This window comes from Succinivibrio dextrinosolvens, from assembly GCF_900116345.1.
GTDB classification, from domain to species: Bacteria; Pseudomonadota; Gammaproteobacteria; order Enterobacterales; family Succinivibrionaceae; genus Succinivibrio; species Succinivibrio dextrinosolvens_B.
Genome location: NZ_FPAH01000005.1, coordinates 20,436 through 42,131, shown reverse-complemented (window position 1 = coordinate 42,131; position 21,696 = coordinate 20,436). Strand labels below are relative to the sequence as shown.

20 protein-coding genes and 2 tRNA genes are annotated in these 21,696 nt (G+C 39.5%); 10 read left to right on the top strand and 12 right to left on the bottom strand.

Features of this window, described 5'->3' with window-relative positions; translation table 11 throughout:
* Positions 1-522 precede the first annotated feature (522 nt).
* Together rnhA and BM308_RS02630 are read left to right on the top strand one after the other, a co-directional pair.
* Positions 523-984, top strand: coding sequence for a ribonuclease HI (gene rnhA, locus BM308_RS02635; RefSeq protein WP_218152526.1), 462 nt, complete (start codon positions 523-525; stop codon positions 982-984).
* A 43-nt stretch (positions 985-1,027) separates the two neighbouring features.
* Positions 1,028-2,014 (top strand): transglycosylase SLT domain-containing protein, encoded by a 987-nt coding sequence (locus BM308_RS02630; protein WP_074942742.1) that lies wholly within the window; start codon positions 1,028-1,030, stop codon positions 2,012-2,014.
* 52 nt (positions 2,015-2,066) lie between these two features.
* Here the strand turns inward: BM308_RS02630 and ligA are convergent, their stop codons facing one another.
* Both ligA and BM308_RS02620 read right to left on the bottom strand, forming a co-directional pair.
* Positions 2,067-4,148, bottom strand: a complete 2,082-nt coding sequence (ligA, locus tag BM308_RS02625) for an NAD-dependent DNA ligase LigA (RefSeq protein WP_074942741.1) — start codon at positions 4,146-4,148, stop codon at positions 2,067-2,069.
* A gap of 2 nt (positions 4,149-4,150) precedes the next feature.
* Entirely contained in the window at positions 4,151-4,870 is a 720-nt protein-coding gene (locus BM308_RS02620) for a cell division protein ZipA C-terminal FtsZ-binding domain-containing protein (RefSeq protein ID WP_074942740.1), read from the bottom strand.
* Between the two features lie 235 nt (positions 4,871-5,105).
* Between BM308_RS02620 and cysZ the strand changes: the two genes are divergently transcribed.
* The 3 genes from cysZ to BM308_RS02605 all read left to right on the top strand — a co-directional run bounded on the left by cysZ (position 5,106) and on the right by BM308_RS02605 (position 8,203).
* A complete protein-coding gene (gene cysZ / locus BM308_RS02615) occupies positions 5,106-5,885 on the top strand; it encodes a sulfate transporter CysZ (protein WP_083425411.1) in 780 nt (259 codons plus the stop codon).
* A gap of 2 nt (positions 5,886-5,887) precedes the next feature.
* Entirely contained in the window at positions 5,888-7,543 is a 1,656-nt protein-coding gene (locus tag BM308_RS02610; RefSeq protein ID WP_074942739.1) for a putative PEP-binding protein, read from the top strand.
* 93 nt (positions 7,544-7,636) lie between these two features.
* On the top strand, positions 7,637-8,203 hold the full coding sequence (locus BM308_RS02605) for a PTS sugar transporter subunit IIA (protein WP_074942738.1): 567 nt from the start codon (positions 7,637-7,639) through the stop codon (positions 8,201-8,203).
* 72 nt (positions 8,204-8,275) lie between these two features.
* Here BM308_RS02605 and BM308_RS02600 read toward each other — a convergent pair whose 3' ends face one another.
* From BM308_RS02600 to BM308_RS13165, 7 genes are all read right to left on the bottom strand, one after another.
* On the bottom strand, positions 8,276-8,908 hold the full coding sequence (locus BM308_RS02600) for a hypothetical protein (protein ID WP_074942737.1): 633 nt from the start codon (positions 8,906-8,908) through the stop codon (positions 8,276-8,278).
* Positions 8,909-9,045: 137 nt separating this feature from the next.
* Positions 9,046-10,569 (bottom strand): Re/Si-specific NAD(P)(+) transhydrogenase subunit beta, encoded by a 1,524-nt coding sequence (pntB, locus tag BM308_RS02595; protein ID WP_074942736.1) that lies wholly within the window; start codon positions 10,567-10,569, stop codon positions 9,046-9,048.
* A gap of 21 nt (positions 10,570-10,590) precedes the next feature.
* Complete coding sequence (locus BM308_RS02590; protein WP_074942735.1) at positions 10,591-12,126, bottom strand: Re/Si-specific NAD(P)(+) transhydrogenase subunit alpha; 1,536 nt, start codon at positions 12,124-12,126, stop codon at positions 10,591-10,593.
* 375 nt (positions 12,127-12,501) lie between these two features.
* Positions 12,502-13,002, bottom strand: coding sequence for a ribosomal protein S18-alanine N-acetyltransferase (gene rimI, locus BM308_RS02585; protein WP_074942734.1), 501 nt, complete (start codon positions 13,000-13,002; stop codon positions 12,502-12,504).
* The gene (locus tag BM308_RS02580) at positions 12,995-13,681 is read right to left on the bottom strand and encodes a hypothetical protein (protein ID WP_074942733.1); all 687 of its coding nucleotides are present in this window, start codon (positions 13,679-13,681) and stop codon (positions 12,995-12,997) included. Before BM308_RS02580 ends, rimI begins: the two co-directional genes overlap by 8 nt.
* A 185-nt stretch (positions 13,682-13,866) precedes the next feature.
* A tRNA-Trp gene (locus tag BM308_RS02575) sits at positions 13,867-13,942 on the bottom strand.
* Positions 13,943-14,144: 202 nt separating this feature from the next.
* Positions 14,145-14,402, bottom strand: a complete 258-nt coding sequence (locus tag BM308_RS13165; RefSeq protein ID WP_083425410.1) for a hypothetical protein — start codon at positions 14,400-14,402, stop codon at positions 14,145-14,147.
* A 166-nt stretch (positions 14,403-14,568) separates the two neighbouring features.
* Between BM308_RS13165 and BM308_RS02570 the strand changes: the two genes are divergently transcribed.
* The 3 genes from BM308_RS02570 (at position 14,569) to pyrI (ending at position 16,867) form a co-directional block, all read left to right on the top strand.
* Positions 14,569-15,204, top strand: coding sequence for a TetR/AcrR family transcriptional regulator (locus BM308_RS02570; protein WP_074942732.1), 636 nt, complete (start codon positions 14,569-14,571; stop codon positions 15,202-15,204).
* 240 nt (positions 15,205-15,444) lie between these two features.
* Entirely contained in the window at positions 15,445-16,368 is a 924-nt protein-coding gene (gene pyrB, locus BM308_RS02565; RefSeq protein ID WP_074942731.1) for an aspartate carbamoyltransferase, read from the top strand.
* Between the two features lies 1 nt (position 16,369).
* Positions 16,370-16,867 carry an aspartate carbamoyltransferase regulatory subunit gene (pyrI, locus tag BM308_RS02560; protein WP_074942730.1) on the top strand — a complete coding sequence of 166 codons (498 nt, stop codon included), beginning with the start codon at positions 16,370-16,372 and terminating at the stop codon, positions 16,865-16,867.
* 89 nt (positions 16,868-16,956) lie between these two features.
* On the opposite strand, the gene BM308_RS02555 is transcribed toward pyrI, so the two are convergent.
* Positions 16,957-18,906, bottom strand: coding sequence for an EAL domain-containing protein (locus BM308_RS02555; RefSeq protein WP_074942729.1), 1,950 nt, complete (start codon positions 18,904-18,906; stop codon positions 16,957-16,959).
* Between the two features lie 166 nt (positions 18,907-19,072).
* Here BM308_RS02555 and BM308_RS02550 point away from each other — a divergent pair, with 166 nt between their 5' ends.
* Complete coding sequence (locus tag BM308_RS02550; protein WP_306704884.1) at positions 19,073-19,594, top strand: methylated-DNA--[protein]-cysteine S-methyltransferase; 522 nt, start codon at positions 19,073-19,075, stop codon at positions 19,592-19,594.
* Here the strand turns inward: BM308_RS02550 and rlmD are convergent.
* On the bottom strand, positions 19,569-20,939 hold the full coding sequence (gene rlmD, locus BM308_RS02545; RefSeq protein ID WP_083425408.1) for a 23S rRNA (uracil(1939)-C(5))-methyltransferase RlmD: 1,371 nt from the start codon (positions 20,937-20,939) through the stop codon (positions 19,569-19,571). The genes BM308_RS02550 and rlmD overlap by 26 nt on opposite strands.
* 105 nt (positions 20,940-21,044) lie before the next feature.
* Between rlmD and BM308_RS02540 the strand changes: the two genes are divergently transcribed.
* Positions 21,045-21,551, top strand: a complete 507-nt coding sequence (locus BM308_RS02540) for an outer membrane lipoprotein (protein WP_074942726.1) — start codon at positions 21,045-21,047, stop codon at positions 21,549-21,551.
* A 21-nt stretch (positions 21,552-21,572) separates the two neighbouring features.
* Here the strand turns inward: BM308_RS02540 and BM308_RS02535 are convergent.
* Positions 21,573-21,649: transfer RNA gene (locus BM308_RS02535), tRNA-Ile, on the bottom strand.
* Positions 21,650-21,696 lie beyond the last annotated feature (47 nt).

Here is a 21,696-nt window from a genome sequence, read left to right as displayed (position 1 = left end):
TAAAGATATTGTTGAATCTGTTTTACTTTGGCTTGTCAACTATGACAAAATTCACTTTATTGATTTTTTTAGTATGTTTTCTTCTATAAATTTATGTTTGTTATCTAAAAAAATCATAGTGTATATGCAGAAGAACAGTTAAATAAGGATATTCCTATTAGTTAGTTAAAGCTAACAAAATGCACCTTTAAAAAGCTCAATTTATAGCCATTTTTGTGATATATAGCAAATTTTTTAAATCTAAGTATTAGCTAATTTTAATCATGTAACATACATTTGAGGAGCTACATATTATAAATCACTCTTTTTTTGGTAAAATCTCAAAAAGAATGAAATAATAGAAAAACGGATATTATTTTTATTCTTGAATCACATTTTTGTGCTTTAACATACTGAATTATAACAATTATTTATTTATAGTTTTTTATGATATAATAAAAGTGTGAATTTCATGAGATATTGTTTACAAACAGTATCGAGAAAGGGAAGGTTTACCTTCTTTAATAAATAATAATGAGACTTATGAAAGAGGTATTAATCTTCACTGACGGTTCTTGTTTAGGAAACCCTGGCCCAGGCGGTTACGGAGTTATTCTTAAATATAAAGAACATGTAAGAGAATTCGCCCAGGGCTTTATCCAGACGACTAATAATCGTATGGAACTAATGGCCGTCATTAAAGGGCTCTCATCTCTTAAAGAGCCATGTAAAGTAATAATAACAACAGATAGTCAGTACGTAAAAAACGGTATGACTTCATGGCTTGCAGGCTGGAAAAGAAATAATTGGATTTCCAGTACAAAGGCACCTGTTAAGAACAAGGATTTATGGCAACAGCTTGATCAGGAATGTTCAAAACACTCCATTACTTTTAAATGGGTTAAAGGACATGCCGGACATGCAGAAAATGAACGTTGCGATGAACTTGCCCGAGGTGCTGCCGCAGGAGATAACAAAATCCTTGATGAAGGTTTTTGCTCCTAATTATCAATATTAACAACCGGTCCTGTGGACCAAGTTAGGAAGGATGATTAGAAAAACATTATATTTGTGCTTTGGTATTGTGGTAGCTGCATTTGTTTCATTAAATGCATGCTCTTCAAACATGACTGCCAATGCCCAAGAAAACAAAGATGAGCAAAACGAACTAGAATTAAAGAAACTACAAGAGCAGAAGTCTGTATGGGAATCAGACCTTGCAGATAAATCCCGTTTTACTTTAAATCTTAAGTTAAATGCTCAGGAACGCGCTTTGGCTAGAAGTCATGCCAGATCGGTTACCTCAAATTTAAAAAAGAATAATTTCTACGTACATTATCTTTTAACCAAGTTAAAAGAAGCGGATATACCTCTGGAAATGGCTGCAATTCCTCTTGTTGAAAGTGGACTCAATCCTCATGTACACAACAAGGGAGCTCATGGAGCATGGCAGTATGTAAGATCAACCGGATACTCTCTGGGACTGAAAAGATCTCATGGTTACGACGGAATCTATGACTTCTTTGCATCAACTGATGCAGGTGTAAAGTATCTTAACAGACTGTATCAGGATCTAGGAGACTGGCAGCTGGTTGTAGTTGCATACAATCAGGGTGAATACGGTGTTAAAAGAGCGATTGGAAATGCCCAGAAGAAGGGTATTGCAAATCCAACTGCTGATGACATCATTATTTCAAGAACTGCCCGTAACTATCTGACCAGATTTAAGGCATATTCTGATATTCTGAAGAATCCGCAGGCTTATGGTGTAACTCTGCCGAAGATCAAGAACAGAACCGCCTTCAGAAAAGTTGAGGTTGCAGGAAAGGTTAGTTCCTTACATGAAGCAGCACGCCTGTCAGGAGCTTCTTTGGATATCCTGAAGAAACTGAATTCGGGTTATACCTCAGACAAGATCGATCCTGCTCGTGGAATTCTGGTACCTATTGAACATGCAGATACCTTTGAAAAGGCTATCTACGGTAAATCAGCAGTGAAGTATCCTGAGGATATTCCTCTGAAAATAAAGAACTAATCACGAAAAAAGGCTAACGCAATGTTAGCCTTTTTTGTTAACTTCTCTTAAGTTAAGACTCATATTGCTTAAGCATCTCTAAGAACTCTTCCTCGTAAATAACTCTGATTCCAAGTTCATTTGCTTTTACAAGTTTAGAGCCAGGATCAGCTCCGCAGATAACCGCACTGGTCTTTTTAGATACAGAGCCAGAGACTTTTCCCCCCAAAGCTAACAGCTTTGACTTGGCCGTATTTCTATCCATTGCATCCAGAGTACCGGTTATAACAAAGGTCTGTCCGTTTAAAGGGAGAGAGGAAACATCGATTTCCGACTGCTGAGGCAGAGGAATAATCTCAATTCCGGCACTGAAAAGATCACCCTGAGCCACAAGCTGACTTATAATCGATAAATTGTGTTTTTCCGAGAAGAAATCAACTATGTGCTTGGCAACAACAGGACCGATATCAGGCAGAGTCAGAAGTTTCTCGTAGGAGGCTTTGATTAGAGAGTCAATATTCTCAAAATTTGAGGCCAGAGTTCTTGCTGTTGAAACTCCAACTTCTCTGATACCTAAAGCGTAGATGAATCTGTTAAATGGTACCTTTTTGGAGTTTTCTATAGCTTTAAGCAGCTTTTTGGCTATAACATGGCCTAAAAGGCGCTGTTTCTTATCTTCAGTCTCAGCTTCAAGCACTGTGTTTGCCAGAGAGTCCTCAGAAAGCATGTAGATATCGGCAACCGAAGTCAGTGTCTTTGAGGAAACCAGCTCTTCTACAATACGATCACCAAAGCCCTCGATATCCATAGCATCTCTAGAAACGAAATGCAGAATAGATTCTCTTAGCTGAGCAGAACAGAAAAGGCCTCCAGAACATCTTGCAACGGATTCGCCTTCGATTTTTTCAATCAGACTTCCGCATTCTGGACAGTACTTAGGGAAAACAATCTCTCGTTCAGCACCGGATCTTTTTTCTGCAACCACACCTGAAACCTGTGGAATAACATCTCCGGCACGGCGCACAACAACATAGTCACCGATTTTAATACCCAGACGTGCGATTTCATCTGCATTATGAAGGGTGGCACTGGATACAGTTGCTCCTCCAACATATACGGGATCAAGTTTAGCCACAGGTGTAATTGCACCGGTTCTGCCTACCTGAAATTCGACATCCAGAAGTCTTGTCATCATTTCCTCAGGAGGAAACTTATAGGCAACAGCCCAACGTGGAACCTTGGCAGTAAAACCAAGCTCCTCCTGAACAGATAATGAGTTAACCTTCAGAACCACACCATCTATATCGTAATTTAGAGAATCTCTACGTGAGAGAATGTCATTGTAAAAAGCTCTTAGCCCCTCAATTCCATTAACACATCTGATATTTGGATTTACAGGAATACCGAATTTTTTTAGCTCTAAAAGTCGTTGATACTGATCATCAGGCAGCTCATATCCTTCACACTCTCCAACGTAATACGCATAAAAGGATAAAGGTCTTTTGGCCGTAATTTTAGAGTCAAGCTGTCTTAAAGAGCCTGCAGCCGCATTACGAGGATTGGCAAAGACTTTGCCTCCGGTTTCAAGAGCCATCTCATTCCATCTGTTAAAACCATCACGAGGCATAATCACCTCACCGCGGACGTCCAGATAGGAAGGGATATTCTCTCCATGGAGTCTTAAAGGAATAGCCTTTATAGTTCTGGCATTAGATGTTACATCCTCTCCGACTCGTCCATCTCCTCGGGTTGCAGCCTGAACAAGAACACCGTCTCTGTATACAAGGGATATTGCCAGACCATCAAGCTTAGGTTCGGCACAGTACTCCACAGAAGCAATACCGGTAGACTGCATCATGCGTTGATTAAAATCGGTAAGCTCATTGTCATCAAAAATGTCGCCCATGGACATAAGAGGAACTCTATGGGTAACAGGTGCAAATGAGGTTAACGCCTGCCCTCCAACTCTCTGAGTTGGAGAATCAGCTGCAATAAGATCAGGATTACTCTGCTCGAGTAATTCCAGTTCCCGATATAACCTGTCATATTCAGCATCAGGAACAAGCGGTTCATCGTTAACATAGTAAGCAACAGAATATCGGTTTAAATCACTAACCAGAGCTCTGTAACGCTCTTTAATATCTGAATATTCCATTACTAATCCTCTGACTTATCATATTTTTTCAGAGTACGCTCGATAGAATCCAGTTTTTCCTCTGTCATTTCAACATTATCATTGTCATAAAGAACTCCGCCTAAATGCTCGATTAGGCAATTAGCCGCAATTCTCATTGCCTTAAAGTAAATAAAGCATTTTCCCTTGCTTGGCAGATGCATATAGATTGCAAGTGAATGAGTTGAAAAATCTGACATATCTTTAGGAAAAGAATAAGGAGCCTCTAATGAACAGATTCTAAATACAACATGATCCTTTAAGGTAGGATTTTCATACACACAGTAAATATCCTTGTCGCCTCTTATAAAGCCGTAATTTCCGAATAATTCCTCCAAATCAAGGCCTTTATAGACACGACCGTCAGCAGCGTACAGATTTAACTCATAAGTATTGCTGACCTGAGGAGCTGATGTTTTTTTCTCAGGACTGCTGTCCTGAGGAACTTTCTTGGTGTCAGTCTTGTTTACAAAAGTCTCAACTTTCTGAGGTGCAACGTCAAAAGAAGAAGCATCGGTCTGAGGCATAACGATTCTTACCTTGCCGACAGCAGAAGAATTGGCAATTTCCTGATCTTCTTTTGAAGTTTTAACAAGTTTACGGTTAATACTACGACCAGAGAACCACAGACCATGAACAACGAAGGCTAAAATCGCAACTGCCCCTACAATCAGAATAATTGAACTAGAATCGTTGAAAGTCATTGGAACTCCTAAATTTTTATCTCTTCTGCATTCCAATTATTTTACCGCATCTGTGACTTTAAGTCTTTTGAAACAATCGGCTTAAACAAAAATAAAAGAGAAATTGAGAGGAATTTTCGATTAAATAGTGTAACGAAATGGTAGTATTAAATCAGAATGAGCATAGTAAGTGCTTAGTTTTTTTTGTCTGCTTATATTTTCAGCAGTAATAAATACTCCACAGAAAAGAGGAATTATGCAAGGAACAAATCCAGTAAAACTTGGAATAATGGATGCTGTTAGCTATCTGAAAAACGGTATTAGGATAGCGCTGTCTAAAGAGTGCCGTCTTTACATTATTCTGCCTGTGCTGGTAAATATAATCCTGCTGTCAGCTCTGGGTTACTATCTTTTTTCAAATCTCAAGACGCTGGTTTTTAATATTTTCGAGGATATTCCTTCTTATCTTAACTTTCTGGCATATATTATTTCTGCACTCCTGAGTATCACCATTATTTTTGTCAGCTGCTACATCTTCTCGACGCTGGCCACCATAATTGCCTCACCTTTCTATGGTCTGCTTGCAGATAAGGTTGAAATGCTCCTCAATCAGAGTCACGGTGAGGATATGACCGTACCTCAGCTTATAAAGGACATTCCGAGGATCCTTATGAGAGAAGTCAGAAAACAGATGTTTTTCCTGCCACTGGCACTTGTTTGTCTGATAATCTCTTTTATTCCAGCATTAAACCTTATAGCTCCAGTACTCTGGTTTGCGCTCACCGCATGGATGGGCTGTCTACAGTACTGTGACTATGCTTATGACAACCATAAAATTCCTTTTAATTCCATGCAGCGGGATCTCAAAAATAATCCAGTTGCAACCTTAAGCTTTGGAACCGTAATTGCCCTTTCACTTTCGGTACCAATTCTCAATATTCTGATCCCGCCAGCAGCTGTATGTGCAGGAACAAGATATTATCTTGAAATACAGAAAAACATCCTCCAGAACATACGTCATAACAATCAGGAGTAGATATGTATACATTATCAGGAGTATCAGCAGGAGCAGGAGTTGGAGCAGCCCCTTCCCTGACCATATCAAAAACCAGAAACACCAACTCGACTGATGAAATATTTGCTTATGACGTTGAAACCGAAATCGATCGTTTTAACAAAAAATCCTCTCGTTTTTCTCAGAAACTTCTTCAGATTGTCAATCCAGCAAAGGACTCAGTAAGGGATCTTATCGGTGCAACCGCAGGCTTCATCACCTCTGCAGACAATAAACTGGAAATACTTGAGCTTATAAAAAGAGGTTGTTCTGCCAGCATGGCTGCCAGAACTGTACTCTTTGAAAATCTGGATAACTTTTTTAAAAAGGAAAACGATCTTAAAACAGATAAAGGCGAAATACAGTCTCTATTAAACGAATTTATTCATACCCTGGAGCATTCGAAGGCTGATGAAATTGAACTCCCAGAATTAAAAGAAGATGTGATTATAATCGCTCGAACAATTTCACCGGCACAGCTTCTTTCACTGGATACAAAATTTGTAAAAGGCGTAGTACTTGAAGAAGGCAGAGATTCCAGTCACCTTGGAGTCGTACTCAGAGAGCTGAGCATTCCAGCCGTTTTCGGTGTTTTTGATGCAACCAATATTAAATCAGGAACCTATGTAATAGTCGACAGCAACGCTGCAGTTGTGATTGTAGAACCGCCTGAGGACATGACAAAAGGAATTCTTCGCAGGCAGGAATCTCAGTTATTTCAGATAAATGACGAATCACTTCTGAATATAACTCTTGGAGCAGCTGTCGGAGCAATAAGTCCAAATGATGATGTTGAGAAAATTACCGCACACGGACTTGGTCTTCTGCGTTCAGAATTTCTATTCTTAAGCTCCATGACAGAACCAACTGAGGAGGAGATGACTCAGAGGTTTTACCAGATTTTCTCAAAAGTCAAAAAGAATGCCCCTCTAACCTCAAGAACCTTCGACTTTGCTGATGACAAAAAGCCTTTGTTCACAGTAATTACCGATGATGACGGTCCGCTTAAAGGATACGGTGCAGGAGTGGGAACAGCCCTACTGAAAAAAGAAATCAGAGCAATGCTAAGGGCATCAGTTGGACAGGAAATTACCATCGTATTCCCTCTTATTACAAGGATCAGCGAAAAAGATTATCTTTTCAAACTGGCAAATGACTGTCAGGATGAACTTGAAAATCAGAAAATCCCACATGGAAAAATGTTAATCTCCTTCATGGTGGAAACTCCTGCAGCAGTACTTCTAGCGCCAGCTTTTGCAAACAACAGTGCCATGATGCTTTTAGGAACAAGCTCTCTGGCAGAATATGCATCGGCTCCCTGCCCGGCTGATTCAGCTTTTACCCCTGTTCTTGCTAAAATGATAGCCATGGCAGCAAAAGCAGCCCACGAGGCAGGTATTACCCTAGGAGTTGCAGGACGATTTGCTGCAAGAACTGAGCTTTTACCATTCTTTTACAAGATGGGGGTATCTTATCTTGTAACAGGTACATATAATATTCAGAAAGTAAAAGGTGTTGTTGAAAGGCTTAATCTTGAACACGACATTCAGCCTGACTTCGATATAGAGCTCTACAACAAGATTGTTACCTGTTATACAGGTTCAGAGTTAAGCGATATACTGAATTCCTTCTCCTGTTAAATACTGAAGAAGGAATTCTTCTAGAATAACTGCAGATACTGGTACATTTATGTTTCAGTAAATGGCTGCAATCTGTTTTAATTAGGATTTTTTATGGGTATCTTTTCTTTCTTTTCTAAGAATGACGATGCTATCAACGAGGCAAAAAACGAAGCAGATCTAGAGCTTCTGGCTCCAGTTACAGGAAATCTGGTCCCCCTAGGAGAAGTTCCTGATCTGGTTATATCAGAAAAACTGATTGGTGACGGCGTAGCCATTATTCCAGATGATTCACATATACTTGCACCTTGTTCAGGTATCATTTCAAGACTCGTTGCCTCTAATAATGCTTTTGCTATCAGAACCGATAGTGGAATTGAAGTTTACGTAACATTTGGAATAGGTACCTCCAACTTTTGCGGTGAAGGATTAAGTTCCAACGTAGGTATCGGCGATAGAGTTGAAACAGGAACACCAATTATTAACATAGATATCAATCATGTATCAGAACAGCTTGAGTCAACCATTACATCAATGATTGTGGTTAATTCCTCTGCCTCGATCGCAAGAGTAATCAGTGCTTCGGGAAAGGTTGTGGCAGGACAGACCCCATGTACCTGGGTTATCCTTGAGGATGACAATACGCAAAAAAAGGATGATGAGCAATCTCAACATCCTTAGTCAAATATACATCAATCTGCATTTGGATAGACCAAATGCAGATCTCAGAACAATTATCACACACCTAAAATCTTATACATTGCTTAAAGTAGCAGACTCTGACATTTCATCAGCACCATTTACAGTAGCATCACTCTGAGCAGCTGTCTCATTCTGATCAGGCTCCTGTCTTCCGTGAGGATCAGTAGGACTCTCATCCTCAGACTGAGTCTGAACTTCAGCTCTTGGCTGAACATTTAAAGTCGAATTATCAGCTGCTGTTGATGAAACCGCTGCAGATTCTGTCTCTTCAGCTTCAGGAGTTTCCTCACTTTGAACAGATGCCTGAGGATTGTATTTCTCAGCAACTTCCTTCTCAATCTTTGCCAGATTCTGCTCTCTCTGCTTCTTTAAAGTCATGTAATCATAGGTATAGGAAACATCTGAAGTCTTTTTATCAGTTTTCTCTGTATCCTGAGCACCTGTCTCATTAAACTTCTTTAAAGCATCTAGAGCATCTTTGCTTATCTCAACATCCTCAGAACCAGTAGCTTTCTTGAGTTTCTCTTCAAAAGCCTTCTTAAATCTGGTCTCTGTACTTACAGAAGCACTAGCTTCCGTTAAAGTTTGAACATAGTTCTGCGAACCAGTGTTCTGAGTGTTTGAAGAAGAAAAGCTGGCAATAGCATTCTGGATGCTGGTTAGTGCACTTGCATCTATACTCATACTTTCCTCCTAAAATTAGTCTAAATTTCCCCTCTACAATTGTTATCGGAATTCCTGCAGAGGAACTTTAGAAAAAAAATAAAAAAAATCCTCTAATTTAGATAACTAGAGGATTTTTATAAAGATTTTGTTAAAAATTAGATATTGGCAACAATCTCTTCAACTGTCTTCTTAGCATCACCAAAGCACATAGCTGAGTTTTCCTTGAAGAACAGAGGATTCTGAACACCTGCATAACCAGGATTCATAGAACGCTTGAACACAACAACGTTGCGTGCCTTCCAAACCTCAAGAACAGGCATACCTGCAATTGGGCTGGTTGGATCTTCAGCAGCGGCTGGGTTTACAGTATCGTTTGCACCGATAACCAGTACGGTATCAGTATTCTCGAAATCATCATTGATTTCATCCATCTCGAATACGATATCATATGGAACCTTAGCTTCTGCTAAAAGAACATTCATATGACCTGGCAGACGTCCGGCTACAGGATGAATTGCGAAGCGAACGTCTACACCGCGAGCCTTTAATTTCTCGGTTAGAGAAGCTACAGCATTCTGAGCCTGAGCAACAGCCATACCATAACCAGGGGCGATGATTACAGAGCTTGAATTCTTACAAAGCTCAGCAACATCCGCAGCCTTAAGTTCACGGTACTCACCCATCTGCTCGTCATCCTTGCTGATGACAACCTCGTTACCGAAGCCACCGGCAATAACAGAGATGAATGAACGATTCATAGCCTTACACATGATGTAGGACAGAATAGCACCTGATGAACCTACTAAAGCACCGGTAACAATCAGAAGATCGTTTGACAGCATGAAACCTGATGCAGCTGCAGCCCATCCAGAGTATGAGTTCAGCATTGAGATAACAACAGGCATATCAGCTCCACCGATTGCAGCAACCAGATGAATACCGAATACAAGCGCAATGATGGTCATTGCCAGTAAAGGTAGAACTGGGGCATGCAGAGTTGATACGTCACCGCCAGCTACGAACCATATTAAGAGCAGGAATGATACAACTAGTGCACCTAAGTTCATAGCATTGCCGAATGGTAGAGTTAATGGAGCTGATTTGAAGATTCTCAGCTGATATGTACCATTTAACTTACCGTATGCAACGATAGAACCAGTGAAGGTTACAGCACCGATGAAAATACCTAGGAAGATTTCAACCAGTTCAGTATTGAACATAGCAAGGGTCATCTGTGGGTGAGCTAAAGCTGATACAGCCTGCTCCTTACACTGAGCAACCTTCTCTAAAACTTCCTGAGTTGAACCTTCAAAAGGTACTGCGCAACTTGCAACTGCTGCAGGATCAGCACCTAACTTGATAAAGCTGTTAAAGCCTACAAGAACAGCTGCTAAACCTACGAAACTGTGCAGACAGGCGATAAGCTCAGGCATCTGAGTCATCTGAACTCTCTTTGCAACATACAGACCGATAACAGCACCGATCAGCATTGCAACGATAATTGCTGCAAAACCAAATGGACTTACGGTAGTGAAGGTTGCAATCAGAGCAATGGTCATACCAACCATACCAGACAAACAGCCCATTTTTGCAGTTTCCTGCTTTGATAGTCCTGCTAGCGCTGTAATGAATAATAGCGCTGCAAGAATGTAGGCCATATGAGTTAAACCTAACAACATACTAAATTATCTCCTTACCTACTATTGCTGTTTTCTGAACATTGCCAGCATACGACGTGTTACAGCGAAACCACCGAAAATGTTGATGGATACGATTAACACACCAATGAAGGCAAATATGCCGATTAGAACTGAACTGTTGCTGATCTGGACCATGGCACCAACGACCACGATACCGGAAATAGCATTAGTTACAGACATCAGAGGAGTATGCAGAGAATGAGAAACATTCCATACAACATAGTAACCAACCACAACAGCAAGTACGAATACAGTGAAGTGAGGCAGGAACTCTGATGGAGCGTAAGCGCCCATTAACATAAACAGCACTACCATGCCAACCAGGCAGCCGATCTTCAGAGCGGTATTTGGTTTCTTTGGCTCAACCTTTGGAGCTTCAGCGGCCTTTGTAGCCTGAGGAGCAGCGGAAACGCTGATCTTTGGAGGTGGGAAGGTAACTTCGCCTTCCTTGGTAACAGTCATGTTGCGTAGAACAACATCTTCAAAATCTACATCAATCAGACCGTCCTTGTTCTTGCACAGAAGTTTTGCAAGGTTTACAAGGTTGGTTGAGTAGAGCTGAGATGACTGAGCAGGCAGACGAGCAGCAAGATCGGTATAGCCAATCATCTTGACGCCGTTTGGTGTGGTAACAACCTTGCCGGCTTCAGTGCCTTCACAGTTACCGCCTGTTGCAGCAGCCAGATCAACAATTACTGAACCAGGCTTCATTGAGGCAATCATTTCCTTGTTGATCAGACGAGGAGCCTGCTTGCCAGGAATTGCAGCTGTAGTGATGATGATATCAACTTCCTTACACTGCTTTGCGAATAATTCCATTTCAGCCTTGATAAACTCATCAGACATTACCTTTGCGTAACCGTCACTTGAGCCACCGTCTTCATTCTTGAAATCAAGCTTTAAGAACTCACCGCCCATTGATTTAATCTGGTCGGCTACTTCAAGACGAGTATCAAATGCACGAACAATAGCACCTAATGAGTGAGCAGTACCGATTGCAGCAAGACCTGCTACACCAGCACCAATAACCATAACTTTTGCAGGAGGAACCTTACCAGCAGCAGTAACCTGACCGGTAAAGAATCTGCCGAAGGCATGAGCAGCTTCAATAACAGCTCGATAACCAGAAATGTTTGCAGTTGATGATAGAGCGTCTAAAGACTGAGCACGTGAGATACGTGGCACCATATCCATTGCTAAAACAGTTACCTTTTTAGCATTCAGCTTATCAACAAGCTCCTTATTCTGAGCAGGACGTATAAAGCTTACTAAAGTCTGACCTTCATGCATCAGTTCAATTTCAGCATCGGTTGGAGCATTGAGCTTGAAAATAATATCAGCCCCCCAGACCTGCTTTTTATTGACAACCTTTGCACCTGCCTGTTCATAGGCAGCATCGTCAAAACTTGAAAGCGCACCAGCTTCGCTTTGAACTGTGATATCAAAGCCTAATTTTTTAAGTTTTGCAACGGTATCAGGAGTTGCAGCAACTCGAGTTTCACCGCTTAAACTTTCTTTAGGAATACCTATAAGCATCGCATTTCCCTGTTTGATTAAAGACACTTTCGTGACAACATTGTATTTTTAAAAGAAGACGATTAGTCCTACTTCCTTATGTATTATAGGTTCTATACCCTTCCTACAAAATGTAGCTTTTTTCAAAACTGTTATTTATTCGCTAATAATCTCCCTCGCTAGTCATTAAAGGCTTAAATTTCAATTAGTTAAAAATTATTAAAAATAATTTCTTTATAAAAATCAATTGCTTCCATTTAGTGCATAACATTTTGTATTATCGCGTTTTTTTTATAAATCATAAAAAAACAGACTGAATAATCTATTTGACACTAAAGATAGAATACCACTAAATATTTTTAGCAAAATAAGCTGAAGAAATAAACATGCACAATGTTAAAGTGCGAGCGTCTTATCAAGATTTTCCTTAATATCACATAGATGCATGGTATAGGCATCTTCTGCAGGGGAATTTCCGACAGGATTGTAATAAGCGGGGCGGGTTCCAACTATCTTGAAACCGTATTTCTTGTACAGATTCTGAGCAACTATATTACTTACTCTTACTTCAAGGAAACATTCCTGAACCTCATTTTTAAGGGCAGCAAGAAGGGTGTCCCTTAAAAGAAGACTACCAAGTTTCTTTCCCTGATAATCAGGATCAACTCCTATAGTCAGAAGATCAGTGGTAAATTTTGTATTGTAAATGACAGAAAAGCCGATCAGGTTCTGAGAATTAAATAGCCCAATGATTAAGTAACTGTCATCAAAGCACTCGATTAGAGACTGTGCGTTCCAGGCATTCTTCTGGGTACGAAACTCGATTTTTTCCATACTGTTAACAAGAGACAGATCATCTCTTGTCAGAATTCTTGTATAAAAAGGATTATTAGCCATTCAGTCTTGCTCCAAACTCTTTTAAAAGAGCATCCCATATATAGCGTTTGCCCTGCTGCAGAACCAGTACTGTGCCAGCATCTATGAGTCTTGAAGCATCAGCAAGAATAATATCTGATGGAAGATAATGCACTTCATCGTTATATTCTTTTACATCCAGGCCTTTGTTTTTAAGAAAATCCACCAGAGATTGAAGATAATCGACGGATGCCTGCATATCAACGAATACATCCGCTCTTTTGGATCTTAATCTGTATGGTATGGACTGCCATCTTGCGCCTAAAGGCTGAACAATCTTGGATGTATTCACCGCAAGACCATCTACAACAGGACTTGAATTTGCTGGATTTTCAAGGTGGTGATTAACGCTTTGCGGATATGCCTGATCAATATGCGCCTCAGATTTTTCAGATATAACAGTATTATCTTTAGCAGCGGAAGGCGCCTCCGTTTCTTCTGTAGATTCAGGAGCGATGACAACAGAATCAGCTGTACCCTTAGGGAACGGATTTTGACTAACAGATGACATTTCTCTCTGATGAGAAAAATCTGTTACAGGAACAGACTTAACAGATACTTCTGAAGATTTATTCTCGGCATCGGCATCAGGAGCTGGACCATACTTTAATACAGTCCCCTCTTTGAGTTTCCATGTAATCTGAGTGTTTTTTAATATCATTTTTTTAATATTTACAAAAACCGCGCTCCAGAAGAGTAAACATTAAAGTTCCTTCTTTCGAGATCCAAAAGCTTTTAATTGAAAGTAGAAGTCATTATAAAGGAAGAAGAAAGAAATAGAAAAGCAAAGGTTTCTTTACTTAGAAAAATTTTTTCTTTAAGGGAAATTAAGAATACTAAGGAGAGTGGCAGGGGCAGTAAGACTCGAACTCACAACCGTCGGTTTTGGAGACCGCTGTTCTACCATTAGAACTATGCCCCTGTAGAATTTGCCGTAGTATTATCTTTAAAACCAATGTATTTGTAAAGAGTTATTTGTAAAATTGTTCATATAATTAAACACATTGTATATAATTCACAGCTGAAACAATGATAACAAATAACTCTATCAGATTGATTTAACAAGGTTTTAGTCAAACATTTTCCAATATCCCCTCCCAAATTATGGAAGGGATATTTTTGTATTAGTCATCCCAATGATGGTGGTGATGATGGTGATGGTGGTGATGAGGACGAGGAGGCTCATGATAAAAATGGTGATGCTCAACTACGTGCTCATGTGGTCTATGGTGTCTTGGGTAAAATGGGTAACCACTGCTATATGAGAGATTACTTCCGTCCTTACTGTAGAAGAATCCGAAACTATCTCCCGCAAAAGAGACATTAGCAGAGGATAAGCCTAATACTAAGGCAGAAACAGTCAGGATTTTACTTAATTTCATACAAAACAGCTCCTAATTAAACAAGTTTGTCTTGCTGAGTCACAGAGTAAAGGATCTCGCTTAGGATGGACTTAGAAATAATGAATTAAAAACAAGCAGATATTTTAAATATGACTAATTGTATAATAAGCAAAAACTAAGTATATTGTCCCTAACGAGGATGAATATGGCAGAACAGAAACAAAGAGTGAGAAGAAAAGAGTCAAGAGCAGATGAGATCTTGGCCTGCGCAGACAAGCTTTTCCTTGAAAATGGTTTTGAGGAAACAACTTTTTCAGATATTGCAAAGGAAGGAAAGATGGCAAGATCTACCATCTACCTTTACTTTAAGGATAAGAATGAAATCCTGAAGGCAATTCTGCACAAAAGTTTTATCTCTCACATGCCTATCATTCAGCACGAAAGTCTGTATGAAAGCAAAACTGTGGGAGAACTTTTCAACAATGCAGTTATAGGTATTGAAAAGTTCTTTGATGAACCTCTGTTTATCCGTCGTTATCAGATGCTTTTCAATCTGGCAATAAAACATCCGTACATTGCCAAGATGATGAACGAGGAATCTATTCTCCCAACAAAGAATCTGTGGAACAAGCACTGTTCAAGACTGAATGTAAGTCAGAAGATGACAGATTACTTCTTTTCCTCCCTGTACAGTATTTTCCTGATGGCATGTCTGTCCGGAAATATTTTTGGTGAAGAGAATCCGTTACTCGACTTTAAGGATTTTTCAAAAATCTACAGAGAAGGAATTCTGAAGCTTGAACTTCTACAGAAAAAAGAAGAACCACAAAAGTCTGAATAAACAATAATACATTCTGCCCGTACAGCACACTTTTGGTGCGGATTATAATTAGATGAATCATGACTAAAAAGCGATTTTTCAGGCGCTTAAGATCCCTCTGAATTTAAATTTCTGCTTTCTCACAAAAAAAAGAATCTTCTAGAGTATAATGTAGCTTTCAGGAACAGCGTAAACGCAAGCGCTCCTGAAAGCGAATGCGTCCCAGTTCTTGCTGGTTTTCTAACAGTAAAGGGACAAAACATGACAAATCCACTTTTCCAAAAAGATATAATCTCTATATCTGAATTCTCCAAAGACCATATCGAATTAATTCTTAAAACTGCGTTTGAACTTAAGAAGAATCCTCGCACCGATCTGTTAAAAGACAAACTGATTGGTGTAACCTTCTTTGAAGGCTCAACCAGAACACGCCTTTCATTTGAAACTGCAATTCAGAGACTAGGCGGAAGAGTTATCGGTTTCCCTGATGCAGCCAATACATCATTAGGAAAGAAAGGTGAAACCTTCATGGACTCAATGAGAATCATCACCTCCTACACTGATGCTCTGGTAATTCGCCATAACAAGGAAGGTGCTGCCAGATTAGCTGCAGATATATCACCAGTACCTGTTATCAATGCAGGAGACGGTTCAAACCAGCATCCATCTCAGACCATGCTTGATCTGTTCACCATCAAGGAAACCCAAGGCAGATTAGAAGACATTTCCATAGCCTTTGTAGGTGACCTGAAATATGGCCGTACAGTTCACTCTCTAGCTGAGGCTTTATCCTTATATAACGCAAGAATTTATCTGGTTTCTCCTGAATCTCTGGCAATGCCTCAGTACATTCTTGACGATCTGACCAAGAGAGGCATCACCTTCTCAGTACACACAAATCTTGAAGAAGTTATGCCAAAGATTGATATTCTGTACATGACTCGCGTCCAGAAAGAAAGATTCGATGAAACAGAATATCAGCACCTAAAATCAAAATACATCCTAACCCCAGAAACCCTTGCTGATGCAAAGGAAAACATGAAGATCCTTCACCCTCTGCCAAGAATTGATGAAATTGTATCTTCAGTTGATGATACCCCTTACGCATACTACTTCAAGCAGGCAGCAAACGGTGTATATGCCCGCGAAGCTATCCTTTCACTGGTTCTGAACAAGGAGATTTAAGATGTCAGAAGCTCATGTAGAAAACAATAAATCAAAACTCCTTGTAGAGGCTATTGCTAATGGAACAGTAATCGACCATATTGCTCCAGGACAGGCAATCAACATCATTCGCATGTTTAAATTCTTAGGAAAAGGAAATCAGCTTACTGTTGGTTTTAACCTTCGTTCAGGAGATTTGGGAAAGAAAGACATCATCAAGATTGCTGATGTTGTATTTTCTCCAGCTCAGACAGAGCAGATTGCAGTTCTGGCTCCAAATGCAACCATCAATCAGATTGAAGACTACAAGGTTGTTGATAAGTACAAGTTAAGACTGCCAGCAGAAACAGTAGGTGTTTTCAAATGTCCAAACAGCAACTGCATCACAAATGAAGAAAAAGATGCAAATGCACGTTTCAAGATTTCCACTGAAGGAGATCAGATCCAGATGAAATGCCGCTACTGTGAAAGAGTCTTTTCAAGAGAAGTTGTACTTGAATTCAACGGTCTAGGTTCTTAAAAGTAAATCTCATAACATTCCCTTCCCTAAAAAGAAAAGGAGAAGGATAATTCCCTGTATCTTTATAGATACGGGGAATTTTTATTTAGCTAATTTCTTATAATACTTAATGATTCTACTGGACTATGCTGGTCAGAATTCTTCTCTACATACTCAAGGATCTGATCTGAAGATAATGGTCTGGAAAAGTAAAATCCCTGCAGAAACTCAATTCCACATTCCTTAAAGTAATTTGCCTGAGCTTCAGTCTCGACGCCTTCTGCAACTATGGAACAGCCAATGGAATGAATCATATTTATAATCGAGAGTAGCACCGTCATAGATTTTCTATTTTTTCCATCAAACGCCTGCCAGATCAGAGACTTATCAATTTTTATCAAATCATAACTGATTGATGCCATATTGTACAAATTGGAATACCCCGTTCCAAAATCATCCATTGAGAGTTTATAACCTAGTTTTCTTAACTTGCTAATATTGGCCTTAGCAGTATTACCTGAGTGTACAGCTGCTGTTTCCGTTATTTCAAAGTATATAAAATTAGGAGCAATACTGTAGTTCTTGACCGCCTGATGTAAACGGTAAGGTAATGACGGATCTGAAAGCTGAATGCCTGACAGATTCACGCCAATCCCCAGAATATTATTTTTCTTGTCCAAATTGTATTTTCTGATAAAACTGCAAACCTTGCTCATTACCCTGTCTCCCAGAGGGGAAATTAAGCCTTTCTTTTCGGCAATAGGGATAAACACATCAGGGGAAACATAGCCAAGAGAGGATTCATCCTTAAGTCTGACCAGAGCCTCCAGAGACACACATTTTTTGGTTACAGCATTGATAATCGGCTGGAAATAGACTTCAAATCCATCCTCATCAACAGCCTTCTGCAGCAGACTCTCAATAGCCTCTCTATACTCTCGCTTTTCAGTAGTATCCTTATCAATTACATGAATGGTGTTATCGGTGCTGTATTCATCGGCATTTCTGCAGAATGAAAGTAAATCCATCAGATCTTCAGAATCAGAAACAATATCAGGACACTCTACCGAACATACAGAAAAAGAAGGTGAAACCATGTAATCAGCAAGCAACAGAGTTCTATCAGACAATTTAAAATTACTGTATAGATTATCCAGCTCTTCCTTAGAATAGATAATGAAACCAAAACTGTACTCTAGTGTCCTGAAAATATTACGGCTTTTAAAGTCAGGAATGGTTAGAATTGCCTTTTCTATACAGTCCATACAGACCTTCTGTCCATATGTAGCCCTGATTGAATCAACATTCTGTAGCGAGAAATTTATCACCCAGAAATGGCGTCTTAACTTTAAGAATTCCTGAACTGTATATTCAAAAGAATACCTTGAAAAAGCCGACGGTATATCCTTATCCGTATGTTCCTTCGGATTTTCAAAGATTAAATAGAAAAACAGAACCGCTACACAGGACGATGCTGAGGACAGATGCATATATGGAAAGAAATACTGAACCATGGCGGTTGTAAGCCATATAAAGAGAAACTGAATAAATTCATAATATGTGTTGCTTTTCTTTAACGGATCAGACCTTAAAAGCATAAAAACTATAAGCAGGAAATAACAGGCAAAGGCCAGATAGCAGCTTTGTGAAATCAGTCCATAGGAATAAGCTTCATCCGCCTCAGAGTGATATCCTATATCTCCCAAAACAACCATCATAAAAGAAACGCACAAAGGAATAGTTCTTAATACAAACTGCAGATTTGTATAGTTTTTTATTGGTCTTGTTCTCAGATCAATATACATATAAATCAGCCAGATATTGATGTTAACCGTAACATAGAAAAGCTGATGAACTATCTTGGCACTTAATATAGTGAAGTATTCTGGGTTGTAATAAGAAAAAAGACATAAGCATTTAAACAGAATACTTGATACCGAAAAGAAAATCAGGACCTCAAACATTTTTGTGGTAAAAAGATTCAATCTTCGATAACGAAAAAACTCCATCACTACAATGAAGATAATAATTAAAGAGGCAATCTGCAAACCGTAAGACATGTTTTCCACATCCTCAAAAAAATGTCGAGTATTCTTTTAGGAGTAATTTCTTTCTGAAGATATTTAAAACATATCACTTTCCGTAGATTTGTGCCTAGAAATGGCTCACAAGACTGTGTTTTTTATGATAATGTAAAAAAAAATAACAATTCTCATCTATTGAAAAATGACCACAATGCACTTTGCTGACTACTATGATTCTCCTCTTGGCACTCTTACTCTCGCAAGTGACGGGAATAGTCTTATAGGACTCTGGATTGAGAGGCAGAAAAACTATGCTGACACTCTAGGAGATGACTTCACAGTAAAAGATATCCCTGTCTTCGCTCTAACAAAGAAGTGGCTAGATCTGTATTTTGAGGGCAAATGTCCTGACTTCATACCGGAGATTTCCTTGAAAGGAACTGATTTTCAGGAAAAAGTCTGGAAGGAATTGTTAAGAATTCCTTACGGACAAACTACAACCTACGGAGAAATTGCAAAAAGTCTGACTGTAAAACAGGGTCTAAAACATATGTCAGCTCAGGCTGTTGGAGGCGCAGTTGGACACAATCATGTATCAATAATCATTCCCTGCCACCGTGTCCTGGGAAACGGAGGCAAACTTACCGGATACTCAGGAGGTCTAGCAATTAAGAAAAAACTTCTCCAGTTGGAAGGAATTAACTCTTTTCCAGAAGACAGATAGTCTCAACATGTGAAGAGAATGGAAACATGTCAAATCCCTTGACGGCTTTAACTTTAAATCCGTTTGAGCAGAGAGACTTCAGATCTTTGGAAAGCGCGGTCAGAGAGCAGAAAATATAGGCAAGTTTAAGCGGAGACTTCAGCTTGCATAACTGAAGACAGGCCTTATCGCCAATACCGGCTCTGGCAGGATCACAGATAATAGCTTTAATAGACTTATTCTTCAGATAATCCGGAATACCTCTGGTAATATCCGCAACCTCAAAGAATACGTTATCGATGCCATTAAGCTTGGCATTATCCTTTGCCGCAATAATTGAATCCTCAACTATTTCAATCCCATGAACTTCTTTGAATGATGGAGAAAGACATAAAGACATAGTGCCAACGCCACAGCATAAATCAAGAGCAACTGATTCTTTGTCAACTCCACACCAGCGGACGGCCTCTTCATACAGCAGTTTGGCAATCGGATAGTTAACCTGTAAAAAGGTATGAGGACCTGCAGCATATCTATAGCCGCATAAAGGCAGTTCAACCTTTTCTCTGCCAGCTACAAGATAAGTTGTATCCCCTAGAATTCTGTTCCCTTTCTCGGAATTAACATTGATGTATACGGAATCAATAGCAAACTGTCTGGCAATATTTAGATATGTATTTTTTAATTCCTCTGATGCCTTTGAGGATACAATCAGAGTACATAATTTACCCTCAATAGTATCTCTTAGAAAAAGAGCTCTCAGCTCCCCTCTGCCGGAAAGTTCATCATATACGGAAACCTTTTTTTCAGTCAGTTTTGAACATAATTTATTGGCAAAATCTGAAAACCATGCTGGTTCAAATTTAGATGAGCTTATCTCAATAACATCATGAGAACGGCTTTTATAGAACCCATTGATTATCCTGTCATTATCAAGAGCAAAATGTCTTATGGATTTAAATCTTGATGGTTTGGAAATGTCACAGGACTGCATCCCCTCTACAAGGTCAGCAGACAAGCCTGCCTTCTTCACCGCAGCCATGATATCCTGTTTTTTCTTTCTTAAGGATGCCTCATAAGTCATATGACCGTAGGCATATATGGAAGGATGTTCTAATTCGTTGAAATTCTCAGCTCTGTCTTCTGATTTTCTGACAAAAGATATAATTTTCCCAGGTCTTCTTTTAGAACCGTTAGCAAAGGGAGCACCGATCTCAACAAGAAGCTCTTCACCTTCAAGAGCCCCCTCAACGTAGATCTCGCTATCTTCATAGTAGGCAATCCCCTGTCCAAAGGAATTAACCTCAGAAATTACGATCTGACAAGGACAATCGTACATCTTATAGACTATACTTTTCTTAGACATATACTGAACATTTTTTCTACTTTTACACAGAAACGATTTTATCAAAAATGAGATAATATTCCTAAACTAACGTTCAACAAGAACATATTACAAGGACTTAAGATCATGAAGCAGAAATTATCATTACCAGCAATCGCTATTGCATCATCCATCCTGATTCTAAACGGTTGTACCAATCCAACCACCGAAGCAGGCGCTGTTAATACTTATTATGAGGGCACAATTACAGATATTGAATCTATAGATATGGATAACAAGCAGCAGGATTCTTCAACAAATGCTGTAATGGGAGGTGTTGCAGGAGCAATTGCCGGCAATTTGATTAATGGTCATACCACAGGAACCCTGGTAGGAGCCGGAGCAGGTCTTCTTGCAGGAAAAGGATATTCCATGCTTGCAGACAGAACTGACGGTGTAAGAATGACTGTTGAGACCGAGAATGGACCTATGATTATCGATATGCCTTTCTCCTGTAAGTACGGGGTAGGAAAAAAGGTTCGTATTGTGTCAGGAAGTTCAAACGGCACAGTGATGGTTGAAGAAAACGGTCATTACGTAACAGCTACAAAAGACAGCAAGAGCAAATGTCCGTCAGTACTAGAGAAGAAATAATCAGAATAGTTTAGAAAAGGATGGTGGCCCATTCCCGACTTGAACGGGAGACCAAACGATTATGAGTCGTCTGCTCTGACCAACTGAGCTAATGGGCCATATTTCGAGGAACTATTTTACATATTTTATTTTTATCAGTCAAGGA

What these genes read in the sequence shown, in the direction of transcription:
- BM308_RS02590 (WP_074942735.1), bottom strand. Translation starts at nt 12,126, where the DNA reads ATGCTTATAGGTATTCCTAAAGAAAGTTTAAGCGGTGAAACTCGAGTT.
- rnhA (WP_218152526.1), top strand. Translation starts at nt 523, where the DNA reads ATGAAAGAGGTATTAATCTTCACTGACGGTTCTTGTTTAGGAAACCCT.
- BM308_RS02555 (WP_074942729.1), bottom strand. Translation starts at nt 18,906, where the DNA reads ATGTCTTACGGTTTGCAGATTGCCTCTTTAATTATTATCTTCATTGTA.
- rlmD (WP_083425408.1), bottom strand. Translation starts at nt 20,939, where the DNA reads ATGTCTAAGAAAAGTATAGTCTATAAGATGTACGATTGTCCTTGTCAG.
- BM308_RS02540 (WP_074942726.1), top strand. Translation starts at nt 21,045, where the DNA reads ATGAAGCAGAAATTATCATTACCAGCAATCGCTATTGCATCATCCATC.
- BM308_RS02600 (WP_074942737.1), bottom strand. Translation starts at nt 8,908, where the DNA reads ATGAGTATAGATGCAAGTGCACTAACCAGCATCCAGAATGCTATTGCC.
- BM308_RS02610 (WP_074942739.1), top strand. Translation starts at nt 5,888, where the DNA reads ATGTATACATTATCAGGAGTATCAGCAGGAGCAGGAGTTGGAGCAGCC.
- BM308_RS02570 (WP_074942732.1), top strand. Translation starts at nt 14,569, where the DNA reads ATGGCAGAACAGAAACAAAGAGTGAGAAGAAAAGAGTCAAGAGCAGAT.
- pyrI (WP_074942730.1), top strand. Translation starts at nt 16,370, where the DNA reads ATGTCAGAAGCTCATGTAGAAAACAATAAATCAAAACTCCTTGTAGAG.
- rimI (WP_074942734.1), bottom strand. Translation starts at nt 13,002, where the DNA reads ATGGCTAATAATCCTTTTTATACAAGAATTCTGACAAGAGATGATCTG.
- BM308_RS13165 (WP_083425410.1), bottom strand. Translation starts at nt 14,402, where the DNA reads ATGAAATTAAGTAAAATCCTGACTGTTTCTGCCTTAGTATTAGGCTTA.
- pntB (WP_074942736.1), bottom strand. Translation starts at nt 10,569, where the DNA reads ATGTTGTTAGGTTTAACTCATATGGCCTACATTCTTGCAGCGCTATTA.
- BM308_RS02605 (WP_074942738.1), top strand. Translation starts at nt 7,637, where the DNA reads ATGGGTATCTTTTCTTTCTTTTCTAAGAATGACGATGCTATCAACGAG.
- BM308_RS02630 (WP_074942742.1), top strand. Translation starts at nt 1,028, where the DNA reads ATGATTAGAAAAACATTATATTTGTGCTTTGGTATTGTGGTAGCTGCA.
- ligA (WP_074942741.1), bottom strand. Translation starts at nt 4,148, where the DNA reads ATGGAATATTCAGATATTAAAGAGCGTTACAGAGCTCTGGTTAGTGAT.
- BM308_RS02550 (WP_306704884.1), top strand. Translation starts at nt 19,073, where the DNA reads ATGACCACAATGCACTTTGCTGACTACTATGATTCTCCTCTTGGCACT.
- pyrB (WP_074942731.1), top strand. Translation starts at nt 15,445, where the DNA reads ATGACAAATCCACTTTTCCAAAAAGATATAATCTCTATATCTGAATTC.
- BM308_RS02620 (WP_074942740.1), bottom strand. Translation starts at nt 4,870, where the DNA reads ATGACTTTCAACGATTCTAGTTCAATTATTCTGATTGTAGGGGCAGTT.
- BM308_RS02580 (WP_074942733.1), bottom strand. Translation starts at nt 13,681, where the DNA reads ATGATATTAAAAAACACTCAGATTACATGGAAACTCAAAGAGGGGACT.
- cysZ (WP_083425411.1), top strand. Translation starts at nt 5,106, where the DNA reads ATGCAAGGAACAAATCCAGTAAAACTTGGAATAATGGATGCTGTTAGC.